Origin of the sequence: Sorangium sp. So ce321 (genome assembly GCF_051530195.1) — a bacterium.
Taxonomy (GTDB): Bacteria; Myxococcota_A; Polyangia; order Polyangiales; family Polyangiaceae; genus Sorangium.
Map to the genome: position 1 here is coordinate 3,246,677 of NZ_CP150329.1, position 15,629 is coordinate 3,262,305.

The 15,629-nt window shown below is 72.9% G+C and carries 12 protein-coding genes; 7 read left to right on the forward strand and 5 right to left on the reverse strand.

The window, feature by feature from the left end; genetic code table 11:
• Positions 1-3: 3 nt before the first annotated feature.
• Positions 4-2,430: a serine/threonine-protein kinase gene (locus WME89_RS12605; RefSeq protein WP_438009430.1), complete on the reverse strand. Its 2,427-nt coding sequence runs from the start codon at positions 2,428-2,430 to the stop codon at positions 4-6.
• A gap of 125 nt (positions 2,431-2,555) precedes the next feature.
• Between WME89_RS12605 and WME89_RS12610 the strand changes: the two genes are divergently transcribed.
• Both WME89_RS12610 and scpB read left to right on the forward strand, forming a co-directional pair.
• Complete coding sequence (locus WME89_RS12610) at positions 2,556-5,147, forward strand: segregation/condensation protein A (protein ID WP_438009431.1); 2,592 nt, start codon at positions 2,556-2,558, stop codon at positions 5,145-5,147.
• Positions 5,134-6,810 carry an SMC-Scp complex subunit ScpB gene (scpB, locus tag WME89_RS12615; RefSeq protein WP_438009432.1) on the forward strand — a complete coding sequence of 559 codons (1,677 nt, stop codon included), beginning with the start codon at positions 5,134-5,136 and terminating at the stop codon, positions 6,808-6,810. Before WME89_RS12610 ends, scpB begins: the two co-directional genes overlap by 14 nt.
• A gap of 54 nt (positions 6,811-6,864) precedes the next feature.
• Here the strand turns inward: scpB and WME89_RS12620 are convergent, their stop codons facing one another.
• Entirely contained in the window at positions 6,865-7,209 is a 345-nt protein-coding gene (locus WME89_RS12620; RefSeq protein WP_437625406.1) for a helix-turn-helix domain-containing protein, read from the reverse strand.
• A 78-nt stretch (positions 7,210-7,287) separates the two neighbouring features.
• Between WME89_RS12620 and WME89_RS12625 the strand changes: the two genes are divergently transcribed.
• Both WME89_RS12625 and WME89_RS12630 read left to right on the forward strand, forming a co-directional pair.
• A complete protein-coding gene (locus WME89_RS12625) occupies positions 7,288-8,880 on the forward strand; it encodes a lamin tail domain-containing protein (RefSeq protein WP_438009433.1) in 1,593 nt (530 codons plus the stop codon).
• Between the two features lie 200 nt (positions 8,881-9,080).
• The gene (locus tag WME89_RS12630) at positions 9,081-9,710 is read left to right on the forward strand and encodes a helix-turn-helix domain-containing protein (RefSeq protein ID WP_438009434.1); all 630 of its coding nucleotides are present in this window, start codon (positions 9,081-9,083) and stop codon (positions 9,708-9,710) included.
• A gap of 243 nt (positions 9,711-9,953) precedes the next feature.
• Here WME89_RS12630 and WME89_RS12635 read toward each other — a convergent pair whose 3' ends face one another.
• Together WME89_RS12635 and WME89_RS12640 are read right to left on the reverse strand one after the other, a co-directional pair.
• Entirely contained in the window at positions 9,954-11,318 is a 1,365-nt protein-coding gene (locus WME89_RS12635) for a TldD/PmbA family protein (RefSeq protein WP_437625409.1), read from the reverse strand.
• Positions 11,319-11,448: 130 nt separating this feature from the next.
• Entirely contained in the window at positions 11,449-12,201 is a 753-nt protein-coding gene (locus WME89_RS12640) for a hypothetical protein (RefSeq protein WP_438009435.1), read from the reverse strand.
• Positions 12,202-12,502: 301 nt separating this feature from the next.
• Here WME89_RS12640 and larB point away from each other — a divergent pair, with 301 nt between their 5' ends.
• Entirely contained in the window at positions 12,503-13,255 is a 753-nt protein-coding gene (gene larB / locus WME89_RS12645; RefSeq protein WP_438009436.1) for a nickel pincer cofactor biosynthesis protein LarB, read from the forward strand.
• 68 nt (positions 13,256-13,323) lie between these two features.
• Entirely contained in the window at positions 13,324-14,754 is a 1,431-nt protein-coding gene (gene larC, locus WME89_RS12650) for a nickel pincer cofactor biosynthesis protein LarC (RefSeq protein WP_438009437.1), read from the forward strand.
• Between the two features lie 68 nt (positions 14,755-14,822).
• Here larC and WME89_RS12655 read toward each other — a convergent pair whose 3' ends face one another.
• On the reverse strand, positions 14,823-15,464 hold the full coding sequence (locus WME89_RS12655; protein ID WP_438009438.1) for a thioredoxin domain-containing protein: 642 nt from the start codon (positions 15,462-15,464) through the stop codon (positions 14,823-14,825).
• Here WME89_RS12655 and WME89_RS12660 point away from each other — a divergent pair.
• Complete coding sequence (locus WME89_RS12660; protein WP_438009439.1) at positions 15,463-15,621, forward strand: hypothetical protein; 159 nt, start codon at positions 15,463-15,465, stop codon at positions 15,619-15,621. The genes WME89_RS12655 and WME89_RS12660 overlap by 2 nt on opposite strands.
• Positions 15,622-15,629: the final 8 nt, after the last annotated feature.

Consider the following 15,629-nt stretch of genomic DNA (forward strand, 5'->3'; position numbering starts at 1 on the left):
CGATTATAGCCACGGACCCGTTGAAGAGGGGAGCGGCGAGAGGGAATCGGCGGGCAGCGGCGGCGGCGAGGGAGGCAAGGCCGGCGCGGGCCCGGCGCTGGCTGGCGGCGGGGCGGCGCCGGGCCTCTGGGGCGCGCCCGCGCCGCCCGGGGCCGGCGAGGGGGGCGCGCCCCTGGCCGAGGGCGCCGACGGCTCGGCGCGGCCCGGGGCGGGGCGGCGCGACGGCGGCCTGCGGCCGGGGCCCGCGGTCGGGAGCGCGGAGCTCTCGGGGGAGACCTGGGGCGGCGGCTCCGGGGCGGTGCCCGGCGGGCTGCCCGAGAGCTCGACGACGAGGTGCTGGGCGGTGGTGAGCTCCGGGTGCAGCTCGATCGCGAGCTTCGCCAGCCGGATCGCGCCGGCCCTGTCGCCGGCGTACTTCCGCCCGAGGGCGTCGGTGACGATGCGCTCGGACGACTCGCGGCGGAGCGCGGCGAGCCGCGCGTCCCCTGGCCACCGCGCGAGCGCGAGCGAGAGGATGTCCTTCACGTTCTCGCCGGGCGGAGCGTCCCACGCGTGCCTGCCCATGCAGTCGCGCGCGCGCTCGATGTGCGCCTCGATGGAGTCGCTCGCGGCCGGCCCCCCGAAGGCGCCGAGGTGCCGCCCGCCGACGAACGCGACGATCCCCACCGCGCCGGCGCACGCGAGGAGGGCGGCGGCGCGGGCGATCACGGCGCGGCGGGGGAGCGGCCGCGCGGCGGACTCGACGCCCTGCATGGTCGAAGGCGCGGGCGCAGAGTCGTGCGCGGGGTCGATGCCGAGGCCGATCGCGGTGCGCGCGGGCTCTTCCGCCGCGGGGGTGGGCCAGGAAGATGCCGCGCCGCTGAAGGACGAGCGCTGGGTGCCGCTGGAGCGCTCGGCGCCGCCGAAGGACGAGCGCTCGGCGCTGGTGAAGGAGGCGCGCTCGGCGCCGCTGTGGGAGGCGCGCTCGTCGCCGACGAAGGAGGTGCGTTCGGCGCCGCCGAAGGACGAGCGCTCGGCGCTGGTGAAGGAGGCGCGCTCCGTGCTGCTGAACGATGAGCGCTCCACGCCGCTCGCTCTCGACGAGCGCTCGGCGCTGTCGAACGATGAGCGCTCCACGCCGCTCGCTCTCGGCGACGAGGAGCGCTCGGCGCCGCTGGACGAGGCGCGCTCCTCGTCGGGGCGGTGCGACGCCGGGGGCCCGTACCGCTCTGCCTCTGCCTGCGTCCGGAGCGGCTCGAGATCGCTGAGGTGCGCGCTCTCCAGCGTGGGCGCGGGGATGCCGCCGATCTGGGCGGCGAGGGCGGGGGAGAGGTCGAGCGACTTGGTGCGCGATTTCGAGGCCAGCTTCATGACCGCGCTGGCGCGCAGGAGCCCGGGCTGGGCGGCGATCTCGTCCGGGTCGAGGCCGCTCGCGCGCACGGCGAGGGCGAGGTCGCGGCCGAGGGCGCGCGCGTCGGGGGCCCGGTCGGACGGCTTCTTGGCGAGGTTCTGCATCACGACCTGCGCGATGGGCGCGGGCACGTAGCTCGAGCGCGCGATGCTGCGCAGCTCCGCCGGCGGGGCGTGCGTGTGCTGGACGAGCAGCGCGACAGGCGAGTCGCCCTCGAACGGCGCGCGCCCGGCGAGGCACTGGTAGAGCATCGTCGCGATCGAGTAGACGTCCGCCGGCGGGCCGACGCGCTGCCCCTCGGCGCCCTCGGGCGAGATGTACTTGGCGGTGCCGAAGATGAGCCCGGCCTGGGTGGTCATCGCCTTGTCGGCCCAGTCGAGGCGGGCGATGCCGAAGTCGAGCACCTTCACGTAGTCCGGGTCCTCGCCGCGGCGGACGAGCATGATGTTCTCGGGCTTGAGGTCCCGGTGGACGATGCCCTGCGCGTGCGCCTCGCCCACGGCGTCGCAGACCTGGAGGATGATGTGGAGCGCCCTCGGCAGCGGGAGCGCCTCGCTCTCGCCGCCCGCGCCCGCCGCGGCGAGCGCGGAGAGGAGCGAGAGGCCGTCGAGGTGCTCCATGACGAGGTAGAGCTCGCCGCCGATCCGGGGGTCGTCCGTGGAGGAGACGCTCCCGGTCATGAGCACCTGGACGACGTTCGGGTGGACGAGCCGGCTCGAGATCCTGGCCTCACGGTGGAAGCGGGTCACGAGCTCGGCGTTGGTGCTCAGCTCGCGGTGGAGGATCTTGACGGCCACGTCGCGCTCGATCCCCGCCTGGAAGGCGCGGTAGACGCGGCCCATCGAGCCGATGCCGATGAGGTGGCGGACCTGGATCTGCCCGCCGAGCGTGAGGCCCACGTAGGGGTCGCGCTCGAGGGCGGCGGAGGAGGGGCTCTTGCGCGAGCTCGCGAGCGGGGTGCCGTCGCGCGGGCAATAGAGCACGCCCGCGTCGTAGCGCTCACCGCACGAGGGGCAGCTCTTCGCGGGGGACGGCTTCATCGACAGCGCTGATGCTAGCACCGCTCTCGCCATAAATTGTCCGGTGGAGCGGCGTTTCCGCCGGTGGCGCCGCCGGGGGACGCTCGGGCGTGGACCGACCGGCGCCTTGCGATTACGGTCGCCGCGTGAGCGGTTCGAAGGCGGGCGCGGCAAGGGCGCGCGGCGGCAAAGGGCGCGGCAACGCGGGCGCTGCTCCTGCGCCCGCCGCCCGCGGGGGCGCGGCCTCGCGGGCCGGCGGGGCCGCCTCTCGGGCCAGCGAGGCGGCCTCCCCGGCCCGCGAGGTCGCCCCGGCGGCCCGCGAGGGGGCGGACGCGGGGCCGCGCGAGGGCGAGTACGTCGTCACGCTCCCCTCGTTCGAGGGGCCGCTCGACCTGCTGCTGCACCTCATCCAGCAGCACGAGCTCGATATCCTCGACATCCCCGTGAGCTTCGTCACGGAGAAGTACCTCGAATATCTGAAGATCATGCGCTCGCTGTCGATCGACCTCGCGAGCGAGTACCTCGTGATGGCGGCGACGCTGGCGCACATCAAGTCGAAGATGCTGCTGCCGAGCGTGCCTGCGGGGCAGGACGACGACGGGATGCCCGGCGAGGAGGAGGATCCGCGCGAGGAGCTCGTCCGGCGGCTCCTGGAGTACCAGAAGTACAAGGTGGCCGCGGCCGAGCTGGCCGAGCGCGGCACGCTGGGGCGCGACGTGTTCACGCGCGGCATGAGCGAGAGCGAGGTGCCGAAGGGGCCGGCCCCGTTCGCGTCGACGACGATCTTCGGCCTGCTGGACGCGTTCGAGCGGGTGCTGAAGCGGACGAACGTCCAGATCGATCACGAGGTCGTCTTCGATCGCATCAGCATCACGGATCGCATCGTGGAGCTCACGGAGAAGCTCTCGGCGCGGCGGGCGATGCGCTTCGAGGATCTGCTGCTCGACAGCGTCTCGAAGGGGGGCGTCATCCCTCGCTTCGAGGTCGTGATCACGTTCCTGGCCGTGCTCGAGATGTGCAAGCTGAGGCTGATCCGGGTCCACCAGACGGACCCGCTGGCGCCGATCCACATCCAGCTCTCGGTGGGGGACGGCGCGCCCCCGCCGGGCTTCGAGCCCGAGGACGGCGCGCCCGCGGCGGAGCGGATCGAGGCGGCCGGGAGCGAAGCGGAACAAGTGCCGCCTGCCGGTGAGGGAGAGGCAGCGGAGGTGGTGGGGGGCGGCGAGCCGGCGCGGGAGGATGTTGCGGAGGCGGCGGAGCTCGAAACGGTGGAGCTTTCGGTTGCGGAGGCGGCGGAGCTCGAGTTCGTGGAGGCCGCAGCGGAGGAGGGCGTCGAGCCGTCTGGGCCCGAGGTTGCCGGGTCAGCTGAGGCGCTGAGTGGCGAGTCGGCCGAGCTGGAGGCCGGGGAGCTTGCGGTCCTGGAGGCCGCACCGGAGGAAGGCGTCGAGCCTGCGGAGCCGGAGCTTGCCGGGTCAGCCGAGGAACCGAGCGAGGAGGCTGCGGAGCCGGAGCTTGCCGGGTCAGCCGAGGAACCGAGCGAGGAGGCTGCGGAGCCCGAGGTCGTGGAGGCCACTACGGAGGAGAGCGTCGGGCCCGCGGAGCTGGAGCTTGCCGGGTCAGCCGAGGAGCCGAGCGAGGAGGCTGCGGAGCCGGAGCTTGCCTGGTCAGCCGAGGAGCCGAGCGAGGAGGCTGCGGAGCCGGAGCTTGCCGGGTCAGCCGAGGAGCCGAGTGGCGAGCCTGCGGCGCTCGAGGTCTTGGAGGCCACCACGGAGGAGAGCGTCGAGCCCGCAGAGCCGGAGCTTGCCTGGTCAGCCGAGGAGCCGAGTGGCGAGCCTGCGGCGCTCGAGGTTGTGGAGGCCACCACGGAGGAGAGCGTCGAGCCGGCGGGGCCTGAGGTTGCCGGGCCGGCCGAGGAGCCGAGCGAAGACCCTGCGACGCTCGATGTCCTGGAGTCCGCCGCGGAGGAGAGCGCCGAGCCGGCGGAGCCGGAGCTTGCCGGGGCAGCCGAGGAGCCGAGTGGCGAGCCTGCGGAGCTCGACGTCGTGGAGTCCCCCGCGGAGGAGAGCGCCGAGCCGGCGGAGCCGGAGCTTGCCGGGCCAGCCGAGGAGCCGAGTGGCGAGCCTGCGGAGCTCGACGTCGTAGAGGACGTCGCAGAGGCGGCGGAGCTCGATGTGCTGGAGTCCCCCGCGGAGGAGAGCGTCGGGCCGGCGGAGCCGGAGCTTGCCGGGGCAGCCGAGGAGCCGAGCGAGGAGCCTGCGGCGCTCGAGGTCGTGGAGGTCGCAGCGGAGGAGAGCATCGAGCCTGCGGAGCCGGAGCTTGCCGGACCAGCCGAGGAGCCTGCGGCGCTCGAGGTCGTGGAGGTCGCAGCGGAGGAGAGCATCGAGCCTGCGGAGCCGGAGCTTGCCGGACCAGCCGAGGAGTCTGCGGCGCTCGATGTGCTGGAGTCCCCCGCGGAGGAGGGCGTCGAGCCTGCGGTTCCTGAGGTTGTCGGACCAGCCGAGGAGCCGAGCGACGAACCGGCGCCTCCGGAGCGCGCTGAGCCCGCGGAGGAGACGAGCAACGCGCCCGACGTCGCCGACGTCGAGCCAGCGGCCGAGGCGGATGCAAGCGCCGCTCTGGACGGGACGCGCCGCGATGCGGTCGCGCACGCGAGCGACCGGCCGTCGTCGGACGGCGTCGCGGCGCCGCCGCCAGGGGTGGATGAGGTAGACGCAGGGAGTGGCCGTGACGGTGGCTGATGCCGCGGCGAAGCGGCGGCGCGGATCGAAGGCAACGGGACAGGGCGCGCCGGCGCGGCTGAGGGCGGCGGCGCACGCGTGGCTCGGCGGAGCGAAGCGCGCGCGGGAGGCGAAGAAGGAGCCGCGGGCGCCGAAGACGGCAGGGCAGGGCGCGCCGGCGAGGGCGAGAGGACAGGGCACACCGGCGCGGCTGAGGGCGGCGGCGCACGCGTGGCTCGGCGGAGCGAAGCGCGCGCGGGGGGCGAAGAAGGAGCCGCGGGCGCCGAAGACGGCAGGGCAGGGCGCGCCGGCGAGGGCGAGAGGACAGGGCACACCGGCGCGGCTGAGGGCGGCGGCGCACGCGTGGCTTGGAGGAGCGAAGCGGGGGCGGGCGGCGAAGAAGGAGCCGCGAGCGCCGAAGGGGGTGCGGCAGGATCCGGTCGCGCGCTTCCGCGCCGTCGCATGGGCCCAGCTCGGCGACCCGGCGCGGCGCGCCGCTGCCCCGGTCCGGAGCGCGACCGCGGCGCCGGGGCTCTCCGCGGTCGCGCGCAAGCACCTGAAGGGAGTCCTGGAGGCGCTCATCTTCGTGGCGGAGCGACCCGTGCCGGCCCGCGAGCTCGCGCGCTCGGCGAACGCAGAGCACCGCGTCGTGCGAGAGCTGCTGGCCGAGCTCGTCGCGGAGTACGATGGGCGAGGGTTCCGCCTGGACGAGATCGCCGGCGGGTATGTCTTTCGAACGAGCCCCGCGTTTGCGCCCTTCGTTCGCGAGGTGACCGATCAGAAGCCGGTCAAGATGTCCCGCGCCCAGACCGAGACGCTCGCGATCGTGGCTTACCGGCAGCCGATCACGCGGCCCGAGATCGACGAGATCCGGGGCGTCGACTCCGGCGCCGCGCTCAAGTCGCTCCTGGAGCGCGATCTCGTGAGGATCCTGGGCAAGAAGGACGAGCCCGGGCGTCCGATGCTGTACGGCACGACGGCGCAGTTCCTCGAGTTCTTCGGCCTGAAGGCGCTCGGCGAGCTGCCGACCCTGCGCGAGTTCACCGAGCTGACCGAGGAGTCGCGCCGCGCCTACGAGCGCGAGCTCGGCGAGGAGCCGCCCGAGGGGGCGGTGGCGACATCGGAACAGGAGAGCTTCGCCGGCGCGGAGGGAGCGATCCGGACGAGCGTCGCCAGCGCGGAGGAGAGCCTACCGGAAGACGTCGGCGTGTCGCCTGTTGCGCCGCGGGAGGGAGATGCTGCGATGGAAGCCACAGAGAGCGAGGTGCGTGTGGAGAGTCCGGTTTCTGGCGTGGATGCTGAGCCTGGCGCGAAGGTCGCCGTCGGACACGAGAGCGATGTCGCGGACGACGAAGTGCGTCACGCGGAGAGCGACGAGGACGACAAAGACAAAGACGAAGACGAAGACGGCGACGACGAGGACGAGGAAGAGGACGAGGAAGGCGAAGAGGACGAGGACGAAGAGGGCGACGACGAGGACGAGGACGAGGACGAGGACGAGGAAGGCGAAGAGGACGAAGACGAAGAGGGCGACGACGAGGACGAGGACGAGGACGAGGAAGGCGAAGAGGACGAAGACGAAGAGGGCGACGACGAGGACGAGGACGAGGACGAGGACGAGGACGAGGACGAGGACGACGACGAGGATGACGAGGACGAGGACGAGGACGAGGAAGACGCCTGAGCCGTCACCTCCCTCTGACCTTCGAGTGCGTCGGCCCGCCGCTCATCTCGCCGCTCACGACGGTGGAGCGTCCGCCGGATCCTGATAAGCCTCTGCCAGCTTCAGCGCCGCGCTCCTGAGCTCCGGGTGGGAGAGGAGCTTGCGGAAAAGCCGCCAGAGCTCGGGGTCGGCGAGCACCTGGAGCGGCGAGACGTTCGCCTGCCGTTTCTTCTTCCGGGGGATCGCCTCCGGACCTTTGCGCCGCAGCTCCTCCATCATCCCGACGAAGCGCTTCGTCGGAAAGAGGTCGCCGTGCTCCCATGCGAGCACCGTCTCCTGCTCGATACCCAGCGCTCCGGCGAGCTCGCGGGCGGTACAGCCGAGCTCCTGCCGGAGCTTCTTGATGTCCTCGGGGGCCATGCGAGGCGAGGGTAGCGGCCTCGAAAAAAAAAGCGACGTCGGGGCAACCGGCAGCGGGCTCCCGCCGAACTCGGCGTCATGACCCATCGTCGCCTGACCCGCCCCTCGTGCACGCCCTGCGCCCGCTACGCCCTGCCGCTCGTGCTCGCGCCGCTCGTGGGCTGCCCTTCCTGCGCGCCAGAGCTCGCGGCTCCCCCTCGCCTCGATGAAGACGAGGTCACCGGGACCGCCGGCGACACGGACGTAGCCCCCGAGCTCCAGATCGAGCCCGCCGCGCCGCCGGACGCCGCGCCCCCGGTGCTGCGGCTGCGGGTGCGCCTCCCGGGCGCCTCTGCCGCGAGCGTCGATCCAGCGCGCGCGCTGATCATCCGCGGGAAGATCGGCGCGGCGCACGTCCGGCAGATCGAGCAAGGCGAGCTGTCGAAGGCGCTCTCGGAGCGCGTGGTCCCCTCGATCGCCTGGCTGAGCGACACGCCCTCGGGAGACCTCTGGCTGACCGTGGCGCCGCTCGCCCCGCTCGCGCCCGGGGAGACCTACGCCGTGGCGAGCGGCAGCCCCTCCTTCTCGCACCACATCCAGATCGCCGCGGAGGGCTCGCCGCCTGTGCTCCCGCGGCTCTGGCCCCCGCTCGACGCCGGGGCGAGCCTCACGTTCGGCGTGTGGTGCGGCGATGCGCCCCTCCCGGAGAGGGTCGCTCCGGCGCAGCTCGCCCCGGGCGGACCGGCGGGCGAGCTGCGCCGCGGCGCGGCCGATGGCATCGGCGCGCACTGCCTGCGCTTCGAGGGCGAGCCGGCGCCCGCCGCACCCAGGCAGGCGGACGACCTTCGCCTCGTCGGCCCGCCCGTCGCCTTCGCGGGTGAGCCGTCGATCGTGAGCCTCGACCCGCGACCGTTTGCGCTGGAATCGGATCCCCTCCCTCCCATGGCAGTGGCGTGCGCGCTGGACGAAGTGCCCCTGGGGCCGGGCTGCGCTCGGGTCGCCGACGATCGGATTCACGTCCGTTCGGCGGACGCGCCGCTGCTCTGGGCGGTCGCGGGGGCGGGGCTCGACGAGGTCCTGGCGCTGGCGCCCGGCGAGCCGTTCGTCCTCGCGCCCGTGCCGCCCCTCACGCCCGTGGAGCTCGCCGTGGCCATCATCGATAACGCCGGACGGGTGGAGCGACGGACGCTCTCAGCCATGACGCGTGCGCCCATGCCTCACGTGATCATCAACGAGGTGCTGGCAAACCCGGTAGGGGCCGAGCCGGCTCAGGAGTGGGTCGAGCTCTACAACGATGGTGAGGTCACAGCTGAGCTCACAGGGTATGTGCTCGCCGATGTGGGCGGAGAGACTGAATTGCCCTCCATTTCCCTGGAAGCCGGCGCTTACGCGCTGGTCGTCAACGAGGGCTACGTCACAGAGGATGAGCTCGATCCTCCGGCTCCTCCCGAGACGATGCTGCTCCGCGTGCCAAAACTTGGCAGCCATGGGCTGTCAAACTCGGGAGAACCGCTCAAATTAAAGGATGGAGGAGGTGTCGTCGTGTCCAGGTCGCCCGCTTCGCCGGAGCCCAGAGCGGGGATGAGCCTGGCTCGCATAGGGCCCCGCGCTCCCGATGGATCGGCTGGCTCCTTCGTGACCCTCTGGCCTACACCCGGTTGCGTGAACATAATGAACGTGGAGATCCCCTGAAGCATGGGGAGTCTGCCTCCGCGCGGGGCGTTCTCTCTAAGGGGCCGAGAAAATTCGAGCAAAGCGGGTGACGGACCCGTCTGTGAGAGCTAGGTTTCAATCGAGTAGACAGACGGGTGGGGGGGGCCGCCACCTGAGGAGACGCTGCCGCGCTGTGAACGCGAGCTGTGCGGCAGGTGCCTTTCGCGTGGAGTTCGGCGATGGCTGGTGTTCGTGAAAAGCTGTTGACGGCATCCGACCTCGCAGCCTTGTGCGAGGTCGACTTGAAGACAATCCATAACTGGGTAGATCGGGGGAGGATTGCCCATTTCCGTACGCCAGGGAGACACTTGCGTTTCAAGGCGGCGGACGTGGCCGAGTTCCTCCGCGCATGGGGCTATTCGGTGCCCCGGGAGCTCGCGAAGGCGACCTCCAGGTCGATGATGGTCATCGGCACGAAGGACACGATGACCCATGTGGCGCGGTCGCTCGGGGAAGGTGTGCCCATACGGCACGCAAGCCACCCCTATGACGCGCTGATCTACGCGGGGGCGGACCCCGCGGACGTGTACATCGTCGACGTACGGGCGGTGTCCAGTGACGTGGACGCCACCTCCCTCTTCGAGGCGCTCCATCGAGCGAACTCGCAGGGGACGTTCGTCGCCCTGTCGGACGAGCCGATCAGCCTGCCCTCGTTCGTGGGCCGGATCGGTCGCAACGACGCGCAGCAGCTGAAGGCCTTCCTCGTGCCTGAAGCCGCTGCGCAGACAGGGACGCCCCTCCAGGCGGGCGCCGGCGCGGCATCGGAAGAGCCACCGCGCAGTCTGGCCGCTGGCGGGTCCTCGCGCTGAGCGAGGGCCCCGGCCGTCCTGCGCCCGGCTGAGAGGCCAGGCGAGGACGGCCGCGGCCGGCTGTCGGGCAATCCGACAGAAGCCGCAGCACTGCGGAGCGACCGGCTGCGGACGGAGTCCCCCCCTCCCGCAGCGCAACCTGGGGCCGGTTCACCGGTCGCTCTCAGCCCGCTGTCGAGTCCGGATCCGATTTTCCTGGAAACGGGTGAGCTCGAGGAGCGCAGGCTCCTCGGACGGAGGCATTCAGCTTCCAGCGATGGTCATGGCGGAGACCCGGAACGTCGGGGCCGCCGTCGCCGTCCGGAGATCCAGATCGTCGCCGACGGCGTCGATCCGCTGGAGGAGCTCGTCGAGGTTCAGCGAGATCGTGACCTCGCTGACGGGGTGCGTCAGCTGGCCGTTCTCGATCCAGAAGCCGGACGCGCCCCGGGAGAAGTCGCCGGTCACGGCGTTGAAGCCGAAGCCCATCATCTCGGTGACGTACAGCCCGCGCGGCGTGGAGCGCACGATCTCCTCCGCGGGCGTGGAGGTGGGCTGGAGGATGAAGTTGGACGTCGACGGGCCCACGCCGCCGCCCGCCCCGCGCGAGGCGCTGCCGGTCGGCGGGCGCTTGAGCTTCCGGCCGCTGTAGCTGTCGCACAGGTAGGTCTTCAGGATGCCCTGCTCGACCACGACGTTGCGCCGCGCCTGGACGCCCTCGCCGTCGAACGGGCGCGAGCCGGGCGCACGCGGGATCAGCGGGTCGTCGACCACCGTGATGAGATCGCTGGCGACGCGCGTCCCCTCGCGGCCGACGAGGTAGCTCGACTTGCGCCAGATCGAGCTGCCCATGAGGCAGGAACCGAGCAGCCCCAGCATCGAGCGGGCGACGTCCGGGTCGAAGACGACCGGCGCCTCGCAGGTCGCCACCTTGCGGGCGCCGAGCTTGCGCAGCGTCCGGCGGGCTGCCTCGCGGCCCACCGCGTCCGGGGCGTCGAGGTCGGCGAGGTAGCGCCGGGCGCTGAAGTAGAAGCCGCGGCGCTTCTTGTCGCCGGTGTCGTCGGCGACCGGCGAGACCACGAGCGACGCGTACGAGCCGGCGTAACCGCCGCGGAAGCCACCGGAAAGGACGAGGGCGAAGGCGCTCGCGGTCCGCGAGAACGTCGCGCCGTCGCTGTTCGTGATGCGAGGATCGGCGTCGCGCGCGGCCTGCTCGCCGCGGCGCGCGATGTCGATGGCCTGCGCGGCCGTGACGCCCCCGCCGGAAGGGTCGTAGAGGTCGAGCGCGGGGAAGGGACCCGTGGCGATGAGCTGGGGATCGGCGGGGCCGGCGAACTCGTCCTCCTGGGAAATGTCGGCGAGCTCCAGCGCGTCCGCCACGAAACGATCGATGCCGCGGGGCGTGAGGTCGGAGGTCGAGGTCAGCGCGACGCGCTGCTTCTTGATGATCCGCATGCCGAGGCTCTTGTGGACGGCCTCCTCGACGAGCTCAGGCTCGCCGAGGCGCACCTTTGTGGAGAGCTCGGACCCGGAGCGGGCGATCGCCTCCGCGACATCGGCGCCGCCCTTCCTGGCGCGTGTCACGACCTGATCGGCCAGCTCCATCAGTTCTTCGATCTGCTGATCCACGCGGGCTCGTTCGGACATGGGGCGACAGGGTGCTGGAGCGCGGTGGCTCCGTCAACGCGGTGAGGCAACGCGGTGAGGCAACGCGGTGAGGCAACGCGGTGAGGCGACCCGCTGGAGCGCGGGCGCGGCCTCAGTCCGGCCGGTTGGAGCGACCGCCCTTGCCGAGGCCGAGCCGGCGCTGCGGGCGCGTGGAGGCGGGCCGGGGCGGATCGACCACCGGCGCCGGCTCGGTCGGGACGGCGCGGGATTGCGGGGCGCGGGCGGACTCGGCCTTGTGCCCGCCGCCCGGCAGCTCGCGCCGGAGGAGGGCGCTCACGGTGACCGCGAAGCCGGCGGCGAGCATCGTGTGCATCCAGAGGAGCGCGTAGCCCAGGGGGCCGCCGGCGACCGGATGGACGCCGAAGTCGCCCTCGACCTGGCGGTAGGTGCCGTCGAGCGCGAGGCGCCGGGCCAGGGCGATGACGGCGACGAGGGCGATCGCGAGGGGCGCGCCGGCGAACACGGCGACCGCGCGAACCGAGCGCTGCGCGGTGGGCCTGCCGCCGGCGCTCGCGGCGAAGCGTTGCGCGGCGGCGAACCCGGCGGGCACCGAGGCGGCGTCGAGGAGGAGCAGCACGAGGTCGATGGCGGACGGGATCCGGCGGGTGTCGACGAGGTACGCGAAGCTCCAGTCCGGCGCGAAGACGAGGAAGTAGGCGCAGACCGGCGCGAAGACGAGGACGGCGAACAGGGTGACGAGGGCGAGCGGCCGATCGCGTGGGTCCGGCGCGAGCCGAGGCTCGGCCGCGCGCAGCGCGCCCGGGCGGTGAGGGGCTGCGGCGCTGAACCAGGCGAGCAGCGCGCCGAGAGCAAAGCCGACGAGGGGAGCGACGAAGGCGGGCACGCGGCGCGGAAAGTAGCCCCGCCGCCCCCTCCTGCGCAAAGAGCCTGGGCGGTTTGCGCGCGCTTTGCGCCGCGCGCGTCTCCTCGGCCAGGGGAGGTGCATCGGAGCAAGGAATGCCGGGGGAGAGCGCCGGGGGAGGGCGCCGGGGGAGGGCGCCGGGGGAGGGCGCCGGGGGAGCGTCCGGGAGGGGCGGGCGCGGGGGCGCGCAGGAGACGCACCGCGGGCCGAGCCGCCGGCCACAGCGGGCGAACGAGGCGGAAGGTTTGCGGTGGCGGCGCTGCCGCGCTAAGCGGCTGCGCACATGGAGCCGCGCCTCGTCCGAGAGATGCTTGAGCGCGTTCGTTCTGGTGAGCTCGCCATCGAGGAGGCGCTCGAGGCGCTCCGGGGGCTGCCTTTCCGGGACCTGGGTGTCGCGACCGTCGATCACCACCGCGCGCTGAGGCAGGGCGTGCCCGAGGTGATCTTCGGCGAAGGGAAGACGCCCGAGCAGATCGCGCTGATCGCCCAGGAGATCTCGGGGGCCGGGCAGAACGTGCTCGTGACCCGGGTCGACGCCGCGAAGGGGGCGGCCGTCGCGTCGCTCTTGCCCGCGTTTCGTTATGTACCCATTGCGCGGACCGGCACCATCGAGGTCGCTCCGGCGCCGAAGCGCGCCGCGGGGCCGGTCGCCGTCGTGACCGCGGGCACGAGCGATGTGCCGGTCGCCGAGGAGGCCATCGAGACGCTGCGGGCCGTGGGGCTCGAGCCGAAGCGGCTGTACGACGTGGGGGTCGCGGGGCTGCATCGCTTTCTCCATCGCGTCGAGGAGCTGCGCAAGGCGTCGGCCGTGATCGTCGTCGCGGGCATGGAGGGCGCGCTGCCGAGCGTGGTCGGCGGGCTCGTGGCGGCGCCGGTCATCGCGGTCCCGACGTCGATCGGCTACGGCGCGGCGCTGGGCGGCTTCACCGCGCTCTTCTCGATGCTCACGTCGTGCGCCTCCGGCGTCGCCGTGGTCAACATCGACAGCGGCTTCGGCGCGGCGATGGTGGTCCATCGCATGTTGCCGAAGGAGTGAGCGCGGAACGAGCGCGACCGCGGGAGCGTCGCGACGCGCCGACGCCCGCTGAACGGAGCAGGCGAGACATGGGACACGGGCACGACCACGACCACGAGCACGCGCACGGTCACGAGCACGCGCATGGTGACGAGCACGCGCACGACCACGAGCACGCGCCCGATCACGAGCACGCGCACGGCCACGAGCACGAGCACGGCCACGAGCACGCGCACGGTCACGAGCACGCGCACGCGCACGGCCACGACCATGCGCCCGCGCACGGTCACGAGCACGCGCACGGCCACGACCACCCACGCGCGCCGCTCCTCGAAGAAGGCGCGGGCGCAGGCAAGATCCTGTTCTTCGACGCGTTCAGCGGCATCGCGGGCGACATGACCATCGCGGCGCTGCTCGACCTCGGGGTGCCACTCCTCGTGATCGAGCGCGCCGTCGCCGCGCTGCCCCTCGACGGCTTCCACCTCCACCGCGGGCACGCCCATCGGAGCGGCATCGTGGCGACCTCGTTCGACGTGCACGTCGAGGCGCCCCAGCCGGAGCGCACCTACGGATCCATCGACGCCATGCTCGCCGCGGCGCCGCTCGATCCGCCCGTCGCCGCGCTGGCGCGCCGGATCTTCCGGCGCCTCGGTGAGGCCGAGGCCGCCGTCCACCGGATCCGCCTGGAAGACGTGCACTTCCACGAGGTGGGCGCCGTCGACGCGATCGTCGACATCGTGGGCGCCGCCGCGGCCATCGTGCACATCGGGGCGGAGGTCGTCGGGTCGCCGCTGCCGATGGGGCGCGGGTTCGTGAAGGCGCGGCACGGGATCCTCCCGCTGCCGCCGCCCGCCGCGGTCGCGTGCCTCCGCGGCGTGCCTACCTACGGCGTCGAGCTCGACGCCGAGCTGGTCACCCCCACGGGCGCGGCCATCATCGCGACGCTGGCCACCCGGTTCGAGCGCTGGCCGACGTTCGCGCCCGACCGGATCGGCTTCGGCGCCGGCACGCGAGAGCTGCCCGACCGCCCCAACCTGCTGCGGGTCGTCCTCGGGACGCGCTCGGGCGGGGAGGAGAGCCTCGGCAGCGCATCGCACGTGATCGTGGAGGCGAACGTCGACGACCTGACGGGCGAGGTGGCCGGGCACGCGATCGAGGCGCTGCTCGCGGCAGGCGCGCTGGACGCGTGGGCGGCGCCGATCACGATGAAGAAGGGCCGCCCCGCGCTGACGATCGCGGCGCTCGCCGCCGCCCCGCAGGCGGACGCCGTCGCGACGGCGCTCCTGCGCGAGACGACCAGCATCGGGCTCCGGAAGATCCCGGTCGCGCGCACGGAGCGCCCGCGGCGGATCACGACGGTGAAGACCGCGTATGGCGCCATCCGGGTGAAGATCAGCGAGGGGCCGTTCGGGCCGCCGCAGATCAAGCCGGAGTTCGACGACTGCGCCGCGGCGGCAAGGACGCACGGCGTGCCCGTGCGCGAGGTCGTCTCGGCGGCGCTCTCGGCCGCCAAGGGCTGACGTCGGACATCGCTGATCGCATCACAGCGCCGCGCGTCGAGCGCGCGGCGCTGTGCGCGAGGGAGGGATCAGTCGGGGCGCTCGATGGGCAGCGCCTCGGCCTCCCACGAGAGAAAGCCGCCCTCGAGGAACGCGACCGGGACGCCCTCCTCCGCGAGCTTCGCGGCCATCTCCTTCGACCTGTCGCCGGCACGACAGTAGAGGACCGGCGCGCCCGGGAGCATGTGGAGCTCGGCCAGCCGCCCCTCGATCTCATCCAGCGGGAGGTGAACCGCGCTGGGGATGTGGGCGCGGCCGTACGCCGGGCCCTCGCGCGTGTCGACGGCGACCACCTGACCCTCGCGGATCAGCTGCGCCAGCTCGGCCGCCCGGATGGCGCCCTCGGCGCGCGGGAGGAACGGATCGAGCAGCTCGCGGAGCTGCTTGCGGTCGATGACGCCCTGCTCGGCGGCCACCGGGCGGCCCCGGTGAAAGACCATGAATGTCGGGACGGCCTGGATGCGCAGCGTGGTGGCGATGCGCTTCGACCGGTCGATGTCGACCTTGACCACCTTGGCCTTGCCTTCGAGCTCGCGCGCGATGGCGTCGACCTCCGGCGCGACCGCTTTGCACTGCGTGCTCCGGGTGGAGGTGAAATCAATGAGCACGGGCAACTCGCTGCGGAGCACCTCGCGCTCGAACTCCTGCTCGCTGATCTCGGGAACAGCCATGGCGGGCGAATTCATAGCGGGCCTTTCCATCGAGATCGAGTGGCGCGAGACCCCCGCCGCCGAGATCGCGCAGATGAGGCCGATTTCGGCGCAATCGGCGCTGGCCGAGCGCTGGCCGAGCGCTGGCCGGTGCGAGCCGGGCGCAGGTCAGGCCTGAACCGGGCG

What these genes read in the sequence shown, in the direction of transcription:
- larC (WP_438009437.1), top strand. Translation starts at nt 13,324, where the DNA reads ATGGGACACGGGCACGACCACGACCACGAGCACGCGCACGGTCACGAG.
- WME89_RS12655 (WP_438009438.1), bottom strand. Translation starts at nt 15,464, where the DNA reads ATGGCTGTTCCCGAGATCAGCGAGCAGGAGTTCGAGCGCGAGGTGCTC.
- WME89_RS12630 (WP_438009434.1), top strand. Translation starts at nt 9,081, where the DNA reads ATGGCTGGTGTTCGTGAAAAGCTGTTGACGGCATCCGACCTCGCAGCC.
- larB (WP_438009436.1), top strand. Translation starts at nt 12,503, where the DNA reads ATGGAGCCGCGCCTCGTCCGAGAGATGCTTGAGCGCGTTCGTTCTGGT.
- WME89_RS12625 (WP_438009433.1), top strand. Translation starts at nt 7,288, where the DNA reads ATGACCCATCGTCGCCTGACCCGCCCCTCGTGCACGCCCTGCGCCCGC.
- WME89_RS12660 (WP_438009439.1), top strand. Translation starts at nt 15,463, where the DNA reads ATGGCGGGCGAATTCATAGCGGGCCTTTCCATCGAGATCGAGTGGCGC.
- WME89_RS12620 (WP_437625406.1), bottom strand. Translation starts at nt 7,209, where the DNA reads ATGGCCCCCGAGGACATCAAGAAGCTCCGGCAGGAGCTCGGCTGTACC.
- WME89_RS12605 (WP_438009430.1), bottom strand. Translation starts at nt 2,430, where the DNA reads ATGAAGCCGTCCCCCGCGAAGAGCTGCCCCTCGTGCGGTGAGCGCTAC.